Annotated in this window: 9 protein-coding genes; 3 read left to right on the top strand and 6 right to left on the bottom strand. The window is 65.4% G+C overall.

The genetic code is table 11. The annotated features are described in order from the left end of the window. Nucleotide 1: 1 nt before the first annotated feature. The 3 genes from AWB80_RS14265 to AWB80_RS14255 form a co-directional block, all read right to left on the bottom strand. A complete protein-coding gene (locus tag AWB80_RS14265) occupies nt 2–1,141 on the bottom strand; it encodes a TAXI family TRAP transporter solute-binding subunit (RefSeq protein ID WP_087131271.1) in 1,140 nt (379 codons plus the stop codon). A 145-nt stretch (nt 1,142–1,286) separates the two neighbouring features. Continuing rightward, nucleotides 1,287–3,173, bottom strand: a complete 1,887-nt coding sequence (locus tag AWB80_RS14260; RefSeq protein ID WP_061175316.1) for a zinc ribbon domain-containing protein — start codon at nt 3,171–3,173, stop codon at nt 1,287–1,289. Between the two features lie 621 nt (nt 3,174–3,794). Continuing rightward, nucleotides 3,795–5,378: an aldehyde dehydrogenase (NADP(+)) gene (locus tag AWB80_RS14255; protein WP_061175315.1), complete on the bottom strand. Its 1,584-nt coding sequence runs from the start codon at nt 5,376–5,378 to the stop codon at nt 3,795–3,797. 158 nt (nt 5,379–5,536) lie between these two features. On the opposite strand from AWB80_RS14255, the gene AWB80_RS14250 reads away from it, so the two are divergent. Next, nucleotides 5,537–6,472 carry a LysR family transcriptional regulator gene (locus AWB80_RS14250; RefSeq protein WP_061175314.1) on the top strand — a complete coding sequence of 312 codons (936 nt, stop codon included), beginning with the start codon at nt 5,537–5,539 and terminating at the stop codon, nt 6,470–6,472. Nucleotides 6,473–6,485: 13 nt separating this feature from the next. Here AWB80_RS14250 and tam read toward each other — a convergent pair whose 3' ends face one another. Next, nucleotides 6,486–7,265, bottom strand: a complete 780-nt coding sequence (gene tam / locus AWB80_RS14245) for a trans-aconitate 2-methyltransferase (protein WP_061175313.1) — start codon at nt 7,263–7,265, stop codon at nt 6,486–6,488. Nucleotides 7,266–7,368: 103 nt separating this feature from the next. Here tam and AWB80_RS14240 point away from each other — a divergent pair, with 103 nt between their 5' ends. Further along, entirely contained in the window at nt 7,369–8,262 is an 894-nt protein-coding gene (locus tag AWB80_RS14240; RefSeq protein WP_061175312.1) for a LysR family transcriptional regulator, read from the top strand. Nucleotides 8,263–8,453: 191 nt separating this feature from the next. Continuing rightward, the gene (locus AWB80_RS14235; RefSeq protein WP_061175311.1) at nt 8,454–9,680 is read left to right on the top strand and encodes a sensor histidine kinase; all 1,227 of its coding nucleotides are present in this window, start codon (nt 8,454–8,456) and stop codon (nt 9,678–9,680) included. A 64-nt stretch (nt 9,681–9,744) separates the two neighbouring features. Here the strand turns inward: AWB80_RS14235 and ahpF are convergent, their stop codons facing one another. Next, nucleotides 9,745–11,331, bottom strand: coding sequence for an alkyl hydroperoxide reductase subunit F (gene ahpF, locus AWB80_RS14230; protein ID WP_061175310.1), 1,587 nt, complete (start codon nt 11,329–11,331; stop codon nt 9,745–9,747). Between the two features lie 145 nt (nt 11,332–11,476). Further along, nucleotides 11,477–12,040, bottom strand: a complete 564-nt coding sequence (ahpC, locus tag AWB80_RS14225; protein ID WP_061175309.1) for an alkyl hydroperoxide reductase subunit C — start codon at nt 12,038–12,040, stop codon at nt 11,477–11,479. Between the last annotated feature and the right edge of the window lie 57 nt (nt 12,041–12,097).

Genomic DNA, 12,097 nt, shown 5'->3' with positions numbered 1-12,097 from the left:
TTCACTGATCGCACAACAGCAACAGCTTCTCCTGCGCGCTGCAACTTGCCTTCTTCGGCTTTTGCGCGGCCGGGTCCTGGTCACGCGTGGCGACTCTGCGCGTCGGGTTCTGCGACTGCTCGGCCGCCGCCGTGCGCTGCGCGATGCACGCGCGCAGATGCTTTTCCATCGGCGGATAGTATTTCCAGCCGCGCGTGAGCGGCGGCAGTTCCAGATGCACCTGCTTCCACTTCGGATGGCCGTTCGCCTGCAGCGTGTCGAAGTTCGCGCACAGTGAATCGGCGAACTTCGACAGCGCGCCGACCGTGCCGCGCAAGCCGTAGTCGTAGGTCACGAGAAACGCCTTCACGGTGAGCGTCGGCGTGTCTTCCTGAATCCAGTTCGGATAGCTCGTCGTGCGGATCGTCGCGGGGAAGTAGGTCTGCTTCGCGCGCGCGGTTTCCTGCGCGCTCGAATCGAGACGCAGCAGCTTGATCTGCTTCAGCAACTCGGGATTCATGTCCTGGAACAGTTTGGCCGGCTGGCCCGCGACGATCACCGCCACATCGATCTTGCCGACGATCAGCCGCGCGAGCGAATCCTCGTTGTTCAGATGCTGCTCGTTCGCCTCGGCGATCGGCTCGCCGAACATCAGCCGATACAGCGTCTCCGCCGATTGCGCCGTGCCGCTGCCGATCGGCCCGACGCTGATGTTCTTGCCCTTGATCTCGTGGATGTACTTCATCGGCGAATCCGCGCGCGTGACGAAATAAATCTCCTCGTCGTAGAGCGGCATGATGAGCCGCAGCGGCTTGATGATCTTGCCCGCGTCTGCGTTGCCCGAGGTCGCCATGTCCATGTACGCCTGATACACGTCCGACTGCACCAGCGCGAACTTCACGCCGGGCTCGTAGCGCATGCGCTGCACGTTCTCCGCCGAGCCCTTCGACGGCAGCACTTCCAGTTCGATGCCCGCCGGCTCGGCCACGTACTTCGACAAGTCCTGGCCGATCTGGATATACGTGCCGCGCTCCTGGCCCGTCGTGATCTTGTAGGGGATCGGATCGGCGGCGAAACTCGCTCCTGCGCCGATCAGCCCGGCGATGGCAAGGAGTGCCAGCGCGCCCCGTGCGGCGTTGCGCATGCTTTTTGTGGTGAACATGATTGACCCTTTGATCGGAGTTGGACGGGTGCTTTTGAAACTCGCGCGATGCGAAGGTCGATTCGCGGCGCGCGCAATCTGCTCATGCGCGGTCACTCACATGCATACCGTGCGTCGTTGTTGTCTCGGCGTGTTCTTGTGCTTTTTAGCGCGACGGCTTGGGCGTCGAGTCGCCGCTCCAGCCGTATTGCTTGATGGCGCGCTCGAGTTCCTCTGATTTGTCCGAATCCATATGCGCGCCCGCTGGCATGGTGGCGAACTGAGGCGACGCCGTGGTGGCGGCCGCCGACTGTGTGCTGCGCTGCGCGACCGGTTGCGCGCTGGCCGTCGCGGGCGGACGCGGCACGGCGGCCTGCGTCGTCGCGGTGGATGGTGTCGTCGTCGAACTGCTCTGGCTGCCCGATTGCGGCGGACGCGGCACGGTGGCGCGCGCGCCCGGCTGCGGCGGGTCCTCGCCGAGGTAATACGGGCCGCGCGCGTTGGCCGGGCGTGTGGTCTGCTGTTGCGGCTCATCGCCGAGATAGTAGGGCGCGCGCGGGCTTGCGGCGCGCGTATTGGCGCTGGCGGAAGGTTGCGGTTCTTCGTCGCCGAGATAGTAGGGCGTGCGTGCCGCCTGCGTGACGCTCGCAGTGTTGGGTTTCGCTGCTGGCTGCGCTGACGACGGCGCGGCGGCGGCTTGTCGGGTCGCCTGTGTGGCGGGCGGGGGCGTCGTCATCGTGGTAGCGACGGCAGGTGCGGCGGGCGGCGTAACGGTCGCCGCGGTGATGGCGTTGGTCGCCGCCTGGCCGCGCGCGAACTTCTCGGCGCGCGATTCGAGAGCGGCGGCTTCGTCGTCGGCCTGGCGCGCGGCGGCGCTGCGTTGCGCCGGACGCCGCTCCGTCGCCGGCTTCTGCGCGAGGATGTTCGGCTTCGCGGACGCTGCAACGTTTGCCTGCGCGGGCAGCGGCGCGGGCGCGCTGGCGCCGGGTTTGGTCGCCGCGATTGCCGCTGTGTCGGCAGGCTTCGACGCGGTGGCGGCCGCAGCCGCCGGAGGCGTCGTGCTGGGCACCTTTTTCGCAAGCGCCGCCGATGCCGTCGGCGCGAGCCAGCCCGCATGCGAGATCACGCGTTCGAGCATGGCTTGCGATTCGATGTTGCTGCCGTCGAGCGCGAGCGCCTCGCCCGCGTTCTGCTGCACGCAGGCCCACGCGGACGTGCGTTCGCAGGCGCGCGCGAGCTGCAGCGCGGCGTCGCGCTGGGATTCGCGCTTGACGAGTTCGTCCTTCAGCGTTTCATATTCCGCGCGGCCTTGCTGCTGCGTCGGAAAAACTCTCAGCCGCGCGCGGGCGGTGGCCAGATCGTGCTCGTCGAGCGCGGCGCGCACGCCTTGCAGCGGATCGCCGGATGCGAGCGGACGAGTATCGGCGGGAACGCGCCGTTCCGAGACGACCGGCGCGGCGGGCGTGTCGGTCGCGCCACGAATCAGCGAGCCGACTTTCGAATCGATGACGCCGGAGACACTGTGATCGGCGGAGGGCGTCCCGCCGCCCTCGGAATCGCCGAGCTGGTAATAGAACGCCGCGCCCAGCAGCAGCACGAGCCCGCATGCGCCCGCGATGATGGTCTTCTTCTGGTTCCAGCGCTCGGAGCCGGGCAGGGCGTCGGCATCATTGCTGGATTCGGCGTAGGCGTTGCGTGCCGCTTCCTCGGCGCGTCGGGCGCGATATTCCGCGGCTTTCTGGGAGATACGTTCGCTCGCGCGCTCCGTCCAGCGCGAGCGCATGCCCGGCTCGACACGCTCGGATGGCTTGCCGCGCGCGCCCATCGAGCCGGCCGAAGGCGATGCCGAAGCCGCCGCCGATGCAAGCGGCGCGGCTTCTTCGAACACGTTCGTGCGTGGTTTGCCCGGGGCGGTCTCGCGCTGCTGGCCGAACGCGGCGTTGCGATCGGCGCCGCAATTGGGGCAACTGTCGGCGTTTTTGCGCATCGTGCTGCCGCACCGCTGGCAGACGACGGAGAACATGGATGCGGGAAACGTCAGACGCGTGGTCATGCTGGAGCCCTCGAAGGACATGTGCGTGAGGTTGCCAAATTCGCGTGGCCGCCAATGCGCGCCGAGTCGTCGCGCCTGTACGCGGAAACTCAGTCCCGCGACAGCAATCCTTCGTCATCCTTCCCCGCGCGTCGTGCACAAGCGGGGAGCGACATTTCGACTATGGTTCAACCGCCATCGGACGTCAATTGCCTTTCGCACCTACTTCCGGGCCATTTTCAGGCGCATCTTAAGCGGTTACACCATAGTGTGGCCCTGATGTCGATGTGAAGGCGTCGGATCGATGCGCGTACGGTTCCGGACCGGCGCGCGCAGAGCGCCACGCTTCTCTCGCTCACGATGTTTCTGACATTTTGGGATGCCGCCGGCGGTTTTGAACCGCCAATCCTTAGCCGTTAACCGACAAGGGGGCGCGACGGCCGGATAACCCACTGATGCCAAAGTGTTTCCGCTCCATGCCGATGCGTTGTTGCGCGCCCACATTGGGGCGCGAAAACACCGATTGGCCAGCCGGCTTGCACCGCGCGGCGGGATCGTTAAGGTTTCCGAACCTTTGTCCGGAAAACGAAAGGGCCGCGGCGCGTAGTTCGCGTCGCGGCCCTGATCGGACTCGGTGAGACCTTAGCTGGCCAGTTGCAGCTTGCCGTCGATGCGGCGGTTCAGGCCGAGCGGATTGTCCGTCTTCAACGCGTCGGGCAGGAGCGCGTCAGGCAGATCCTGATAGCTGACCGGGCGCAGGAAGCGGTTGATCGCCAGGCTGCCGACCGACGTCGAGCGGCCATCCGCTGTCGACGGGAACGGGCCGCCGTGCACCATCGCGTGCCCGACTTCCACGCCCGTGCCGAAGCCGTTCACCAGCAGGCGGCCGGTGCGGTGCTCGAGCGCGGGCAGGATGCGCTTCGCTTCGGCGTAATCCGCTTCGTCGATGTGCAGCGCCGAGGTCAACTGGCCTTCCAGCGATTCGACCAGTGCGAGCAGCGTCGCGAGGTCCGGGCAGCGCACCACGAGCGACGACGCGCCGAAGATTTCCTCCTGCAGCGCGTGGCTCTTGCGGAACGCGTCGGCGGTGGTGACGAACAGCGCCGACTGGCCCTGGTTCTCGCCCTTCGCCTCGACGCCGCGCGCAGCAGTCGTCACGCCGGCGTGCTCGCCGGCGCGCTCCACGGCGCTCCGGTACGTCTTGCAGATGCCCGGCGTGAGCATGGTCTGCGCGGCGGTTTCATTCAGCGCCGCCGATGCCGCCGCGATGAACTTGTCGAGATCCGGACCGTCGACGGCGAGCACCAGACCCGGATTCGTGCAGAACTGGCCGGCGCCGAGCACGAGCGAGCCCACGAACGCCTTGGCGATGGCTTCGCCACGGTTTGCGAGCGCCGCCGGGAACAGCAGAACCGGGTTGATGCTGCTCATTTCCGCGTAGACGGGGATCGGCTCGGTACGCGCCGCCGCGAGCTGCATCAGCGCCGTGCCGCCGCCGCGCGAGCCGGTGAAGCCGGCCGCCTTGATGCGGTTGTCCTTGACCAGACCCTGACCGACGTCGCGGCCGCTGTCGAACAGCAGCGAGAACGTGCCTTCGGGCATGCCGCAGTCCTTCACGGCCTTCTGCACCGCGCGGCCGACGAGTTCCGCCGTGCCGGGGTGCGCCGAGTGCGCCTTCACGATGACCGGGCAACCCGCTGCGAGCGCGGACGCCGTGTCGCCGCCGGCGACCGAGAACGCGAGCGGGAAGTTGCTCGCGCCGAACACCGCGACCGGACCCACGCCGATATGGCGCAGGCGCAGATCGACGCGCGGCAGCGGCTTGCGCTCGGGCTGCGCCGGATCGATGCGCACGCCGAGGAAGTCGCCATTGCGGACCACGTCGGCGAACATGCGCAACTGGCCGACCGTGCGGCCGCGCTCGCCTTCGAGACGCGCGCGCGGCAGGCCGCTTTCGATCATGCAGCGCTCGATCAGGTCGTCGCCGATATCGAGAATGTTCTGCGCGATCGTTTCGAGGAACTTCGCGCGCGCCTCGGGCGCGGTTTCGCGATAGACGTCGAACGCGGTCCACGCGAGCGCGCACGCGCGGTCGAGGTCGGCGAGCGTCGCGCCGCCGAAGGCCGGTTCGACGGCCGCGCCGGTCGACGCGTTGACGGCCTTGATCGAGCCGTTCGAACCGAAGACCGATTCCTGACCGATGAGCAGGTTGCCAGTGAGTTGCATGTTGTCTCGTCCTTGCTTGAATTGATTCGTGGCAGCCAGTTGTACGATGACTGCATCATGCCCGACTATACGGCTTCGCGCGGGCGGCTGTATAGTGAAACCTTTCCATCGCTTGATCGCTTTTTGGAATCACCCCGAGCTTTCCCGCAGGCAGAAGCATGAAGAACACGCTCGACGTACTGATGTCGCGGCTGCGCATGAAGCAGCTGCAATTGCTGATCGCGCTGGACGATCATAAATCGCTGCACAAGGCGTCGAGCGCGATGGCGATGACCCAATCCGCCGCCAGCAAGGCGCTCGCCGAACTCGAATCGATGCTGGAGGCGCCGCTGTTCGAACGCGCGAAAAGCGGGCTGATCCCGAATCCGTTCGGCCGCTGCGTCGTGCGCTATGCGCGCGTGCTGGCCGCCGATCTGAGCGCGTTGTGTCAGGAAGTCGCGCAGATTCGCGCGGGCACGGGCGGGCGGCTCACGGTCGGCACGATCATGGGCGCGGTGCCGGGCGTCGTCGCGCCGATCGTCAACGACATGCACGCGAAACATCCGGATCTGGCCATCGAGATCATCGAGGACACGAGCGCGCGCATGCTGCCGATGCTCGACGACGGCCGCGTCGATCTCGTGATCGGCCGCGCGAGCGTGTCGGATCAGCCGTCGAAATATCACTATCAGCCGCTCGCGGACGAGCCGCTGTGCATCGTCGTCGGCCCGGCGCACGAGCGCACGGGTGCGCGGGAAGTCGGGTTCGCGGATCTCGCGACGTATCGCTGGGTCACCTACCCGAGCTACATGCCGATGAGCGCGCTGCTCGAACGCGAACTCGATCTCGCCGGCCTGCCCATGCCCGCCAATCCGATCTCCACCGCCTCGCCGCTCATGACGGTGACGCTGCTGCAGGAAAGCCCGCAACTCGTGTCGATCCTGCCGGCGAGCGTCGCGCGCGTGTTCGAGCGCTACGGCATGTTGCGGATTCTGCCGGTGCGCATGAAATCGAAATCGCAGACGTACGGCATCGTCACCCGCAAGGGCGGGGAGCTCTCGCAGGCGGCGCGGCAGTTCGTGCAGATGCTGCGCGAACAGAGCCGGCCGCATTGAGCTTCACCGACGTTCAGCGCGTCGCGACGATGAAGATGCGCGGGAAGGGCAACAGCGCGGTGCCGTCGTCGAAAACCGTGTAGGCGGCTTTCAGTCCGTCGCGATAGCGTTCTAGGTACGCGGTCTTTTCATCGGCGTCGAGCGGCGCGAGAAATGGCCGCAGCCCGCTGCCCTTGAACCATTCGATGATCGCATCGACGCCGCCTTCGAGCGGATGATGGTAGGTCGTGCGCCACACATCGACACTCGCGCACAGCGGCGCAAGCAGCGCGTAATACGCCTCTGCGCGATAACGCGCCGTGCGCTCCACGCCCTTCAGCTTGTCGCGCCACGGGCCGTCCGCGGCGATTTCGCGCATCAGCCGATGCGCGGGTTCGTCGAGATTGTCCGGCATCTGCACGGCGAGCCTTCCGCCTTTCGCGAGCTTGCGGACGAGCGACGGCAACAGCGTCTCGTGATCGGCTACCCACTGCAGCGACGCGTTCGCGAGGATCAGATCGAACGGGCCTTCGCCCGCCCACGCGGAAATGTCGGCGAGTTCGAAATCGACGTCCGGCAGGCGTTTTCGTGCCGCATCGATCATGTCGGCGGAATTGTCGACCCCGATGACGCGCGCGTGCGGCGCAAAGTCGAGCAGCGTTTCGGTTGAATTGCCGGGGCCGCAGCCGAGGTCGAGCGCGGTGCGCGCGGTCGCGGCCTGCGCCGCGTTCAGCAGATCCCGGACGGGGCGCGTGCGCTGCGCTTCGAACAGCGTGTATTGGCGGGCCTGCCAGTCGGTCGATTGTGTCGTCATGTCGGACTCGAGTCGATGGTTTGGGTTGGGGACAGCCGCGATTCTGGACCCACGCGTGCTCAGCGTAAAATGAATTTATGCTGCGGATTATTTGGTTTTTCTTATGAAAATCGACACGCTGGGCGTGCAGGCCTTCGTCGCTATCGCCGATCAGGGCAGCTTCCGGGGCGCGGCCGAGCGTCTCAACATCACGCAGACCGCGATCACGCAGCGCCTGCAGAAGCTCGAGGAGTTCCTCGGCGTGCCGCTGATCGAGCGCACCACGCGATCGATGACTCTGACCGAAACCGGGCGCACTTTCCTGCCGCAAGCGCGGCGTCTGCTTGCAGAACTGTCCGCCGCGCTGGTCGAGATTCGCGAGACGGGAATGGCGCAGCGCGGCGATGTCTCGATCGCGTGCGTGCCGACCGTCGGCGTGCAATATCTGCCGCGCGTTCTGCAGGCGTACTCCGCGCGCTATCCGCATAACCGCATCCGGATTCTCGATCACGCGTCGTCGGCGGTGGCGCAGGCGGTGCTGCATCGGGAGGTGGAATTCGGCATCAAGATCGCTGGCGAGCATCATCCGGAACTGCACACCGAGCCGCTCGTCGAGGACAGCTATGTGCTCGTCTGCCATCGCGATCATCCGCTCGCGAAACGCAGACGGATCGCGTGGCGCGCGCTGTCGGAGCATGCGCTGATTCTCGCGGGCGACGTGAGCGGCAACCGCGCCCTGATCGATGCCGCGCTGGAAGGCAGCGGCATCCAGTTGCACTCGTTCTACGAAGTCCAGCGCAGTTCGACGGCGCTCGGGCTGGTGGCGCAGCGCGTCGGGGCGGCGGTCGTGCCGGCGCTCGCGATTCAGAAGGACGCGTATCCGACCGTGCGGGCGATCGAACTCGTCGAGCCGACGGTCACGCGCTCGCTCGTGCTAGTGACGCGCAAGACGGCGTCGCTGTCGCCGGCGGCGCAGGCGCTCTACGCCATGCTGATGACACCGCCCGAAGGCATCTGAAGGGAGTACTGAATCCAGGTCGTGGAAAGGTCCAAGGGAAAACTCGGGTATGGCACTTTGATGCGAGCATCGCGCCTATACTGGCGAAGCAATCGCGGGCGGCTCCGGCCATCGGGGCAATGCTTTCGACTGCATATCACCGTCACCACGCGCGCCGCGGTCCGGCGCGTTCAGCAACCGGGACTTCGTAGATGAGCGACACGTCAGTCGGCGGCTTGAAAGGGCTCGTGGCCGCGCTGCGCGGGCAGCAACACGCGCTCACCGAGCGATGGATGAAGCTCGTGTTCGGCGATCAGGAAGTCGAACATTCCGATCAACTCACGTATCGACAGCTCGCGGATCATCTGCCGAGCATTTTCGATGAAATCTGCATCGTGCTGGAATCGCGCAACCTGCGCGACCAGGAGGGCGCGATCGAGCACGACGCGCGTCAACACGGGCAATGGCGCTGGCAGCAGGGTTACCGTATCGATGAACTGGTGCGCGAGCTCGATCTGTTCCGTCAGGTGCTGCTGCTCGCGATTGGCGAGTACGCGAGCACGCACGAGGATTTTTCCCGCGCGGACGAGGAACATGCCCGCCTCATGACCGACGAAGTGGTGAGCTTCGTCACGCTCGCGTCGATTCGCGAGGCGATCGGCGAGCGCGATCGCAAGATCGACGAATACACCGGCATGCTGGAGCGCGCGAACTACGAGCTGACGCTGCGGCAGAAGCTCATCAGCGATCTCTACGAAACGCGCATGCAGATCACGCGGCGCGTCGCCCACGATCTGCGCAATTTCCTCAACGTATTCTCGACGGCGCTGCAACTCGCCACGCGCTCGCCCGCGAAGCGCGACACGGCGCTCGGCCTCGCGAACCGCCAGGTCGCCGACATGGCCACGCTCGTCGATGAAATGGTCGAATATTCGAAAGTCCTCGGCGACGATTCGCTGTTGGTCGTCGAGCCATTCGATCTCGTCGGACTCTTCGACGAACTGATGCAGGCGTGCCGCATCTCGACCGAGGCGAAGGGATTGAAGCTCGTCGGGCATTTCGATCCGGCGCTCGGCACGGTGACGTCGAGCCGGCTGAAGGTGAAGCAGGTGGCGCTGAATCTGCTGTCGAACGCGATCAAGTACACGACCTCGGGCGAAATCGTCCTCGCCATTACCGCCGCGCCCGACGCGCGCTGGAAGCTGCGCGTCGCCGACACGGGCGTGGGCATCGGCGCGGCGGATCAGGAGCGCGTGTTCGAAGAGTTCGAGCGCGCCGCGGATGACGACATTCCCGGCGTGGGGCTCGGGCTCGCGATCGTCAAGGAATTGTCGCGCACGCTGGAAGGGGACTTGCGATTCCAGTCGTCGAAAGGGCACGGCAGCGTCTTCGAAGTGACGTTCCCGATGGTGCTGGAACCGAAGCCGGCGCAAGGCTAGTAAGCAAAAAAGGCGAACGGGTCGCCCCGTCCGCCTTCCGGTCACTACGACACCCGAGCTACGCTCAGGCCGCCGCTTCTTCTTCGACCACTGCTTCGTCGTCCACCGACGCCCGGATCAGATGATCGAACGCCGAGAGCGATGCTTTCGCGCCTTCGCCGGCTGCGATCACGATCTGCTTGTACGGCACCGTCGTCACGTCGCCCGCCGCGAACACGCCCGGCAAGGACGTCGCGCCGCGCGCGTCGACGACGATCTCGCCGTGCTTCGACAATTCCACCGTGCCCTTCAGCCATTCGGTGTTCGGCACGAGACCGATTTGCACGAACACGCCTTCCAGCTCGACATGGTGGCTCGCGCCCGTCGCGCGGTCCGTGTACGTGATGCCGTTGACCTTCTTGCCATCGCCGGTGACTTCGGTCGTCTGCGCCTCTGTGACGATGGTCACGTTCGACAGGCTGCGCAGCTTCTTCTGCAGCACCGCGTCGGCGCGCAGTTCGTTGCCGAATTCGATCAGAGTCACCGCCGAGACGAGGCCCGCGAGATCGATCGCCGCTTCCACGCCGGAGTTGCCGCCGCCGATCACCGCGACGCGCTTGCCCTTGAAGAGCGGGCCGTCACAGTGCGGGCAGTACGCCACGCCGCGGCCGCGATACTCGCGCTCGCCCGGCACGTTGATTTCGCGCCAGCGCGCGCCGGTCGACAGAATCACGGTCTTCGCCTTCAGCACCGCGCCGCTCGCCAGATGAACCTCGTTGATGCGGCCCGGCACGAGCTTCTCTGCGCGCTGCACGTCCATCACGTCGACTTCATAGCTCTTGACGTGCTGTTCCAGCGCCGTCGCGAACTTCGGTCCCTCCGTTTCCTGCACGGAGACGAAGTTTTCGATCGCCATCGTGTCGAGCACCTGGCCGCCGAAGCGTTCGGCGACGACGCCCGTCGCGATGCCCTTGCGCGCCGAATAGATCGCCGCCGCCGCGCCGGCAGGACCGCCGCCGACGATCAGCGTGTCGAACACCGGCTTGTTTTCCAGTTCTTTCGCGGCGCGCGCCGAAGCGCCCGTGTCCAGCTTCGCCAGAATTTCCTTCACGCCCATGCGGCCCGAGCCGAAGCTATCGCCGTTGATGAACATCATCGGCACGGACATCACCTGACGGTCTTCCACTTCCTTCTGGAACAGCGCGCCGTCGATCGCGACGTGTTTGATGCGCGGATTGATGATCGCCATCACGTTCAGCGCCTGCACGACTTCCGGGCAGTTCTGGCACGACAGCGAGAAATACGTCTCGAATGCGAAGTCGCCGTCGAGTTTGCGGATCTGCTCGATGGTGGCGTCGTCGAGCTTGATCGGATGGCCGCCCGTCTGCAGCAGCGCAAGCACGAGCGACGTGAATTCATGGCCCATCGGGATGCCGGCGAACTGGATGCCCGCGGGCTTGCCCGCCTCGCCGATGGTGAAGGACGGACGACGCACGCCGGCGTCCTCTTTCTCGACGACGCTGATCTGGGCAGACAGCGAGGCGATCTCGTCGAGCAGGCTTTTCAGCTCGCGCGACTTGTCGCCGTCGTCGAGAAAGGCGACGAGTTCGATCGGCCGTGTGACCTTTTCCAAATACGCTTTTAACTGGTTCTTGAGATTGGCGTCGAGCATGGCGATGTCCGTTCCTTGACTTGGGTAGTGCAGACGCGCTTCACCGCGGCGCTGCGAAGGTCGCAGCGCCGGACGAAGGCGTCTTTTGGGGTGAACCGGCCGCTGAAGCGCGGCAGGTTCGATGCAGCGCTCGTGAATGACGAGCTTAGATCTTGCCGATCAGGTCGAGCGACGGGGTCAGCGTTTCAGCGCCCGGCGTCCACTTGGCGGGGCACACTTGGCCCGGGTGCTTGGCGATGTATTGCGCTGCCTGAACCTTGCGGAGCAGTTCGCCAGCGTCACGGCCGATGCCGTTGTCGTGGATTTCGCACAGCTTGATCTGGCCTTCCGGGTTGATCACGAACGTGCCGCGCAGCGCCAGGCCTTCTTCCTCGATCAGCACGTCGAACGCGCGCGAGATTGCCAGCGTCGGGTCGGCGATCATCGGGTACTTGATCTTCTGGATCGTGTCCGACGTGTCGTGCCATGCCTTGTGCGTGAAATGCGTGTCGGTCGACACCGAGTAGATTTCCACGCCGAGCTTCTTGAATTCGTCGTAACGGTCAGCCAGGTCGCCCAATTCGGTCGGGCACACGAACGTGAAGTCGGCCGGGTAGAACACGAACACCGACCACTTGCCCTTCAGGCTTTCATCGGTGACGGTCTGGAAGTCGCCATTGTGGTAGGCGGTTGCTTTGAACGGCTTGACTTGACTGTTGATGATGGGCATTACCAGATTCCTTTTGGAGTGGTGTTGAAGAAGTAGATGAACTATACAGGAAAGCTA

It is taken from the genome of Caballeronia pedi (assembly GCF_001544915.2).
Taxonomy (GTDB): Bacteria; Pseudomonadota; Gammaproteobacteria; order Burkholderiales; family Burkholderiaceae; genus Caballeronia; species Caballeronia pedi.
The sequence above is the reverse complement of the archived record's forward strand: the minus strand, read 5'-3'. Positions and strand labels throughout refer to the sequence as shown.

Excerpts from the sequence above, each read along its gene's own strand:
- AWB80_RS14265 (WP_087131271.1), bottom strand. The coding sequence starts at position 1,141 with ATGTTCACCACAAAAAGCATGCGCAACGCCGCACGGGGCGCGCTGGCA.
- AWB80_RS14260 (WP_061175316.1), bottom strand. The coding sequence starts at position 3,173 with ATGACCACGCGTCTGACGTTTCCCGCATCCATGTTCTCCGTCGTCTGC.
- AWB80_RS14255 (WP_061175315.1), bottom strand. The coding sequence starts at position 5,378 with ATGCAACTCACTGGCAACCTGCTCATCGGTCAGGAATCGGTCTTCGGT.
- AWB80_RS14250 (WP_061175314.1), top strand. The coding sequence starts at position 5,537 with ATGAAGAACACGCTCGACGTACTGATGTCGCGGCTGCGCATGAAGCAG.
- tam (WP_061175313.1), bottom strand. The coding sequence starts at position 7,265 with ATGACGACACAATCGACCGACTGGCAGGCCCGCCAATACACGCTGTTC.
- AWB80_RS14240 (WP_061175312.1), top strand. The coding sequence starts at position 7,369 with ATGAAAATCGACACGCTGGGCGTGCAGGCCTTCGTCGCTATCGCCGAT.
- AWB80_RS14235 (WP_061175311.1), top strand. The coding sequence starts at position 8,454 with ATGAGCGACACGTCAGTCGGCGGCTTGAAAGGGCTCGTGGCCGCGCTG.
- ahpF (WP_061175310.1), bottom strand. The coding sequence starts at position 11,331 with ATGCTCGACGCCAATCTCAAGAACCAGTTAAAAGCGTATTTGGAAAAG.
- ahpC (WP_061175309.1), bottom strand. The coding sequence starts at position 12,040 with ATGCCCATCATCAACAGTCAAGTCAAGCCGTTCAAAGCAACCGCCTAC.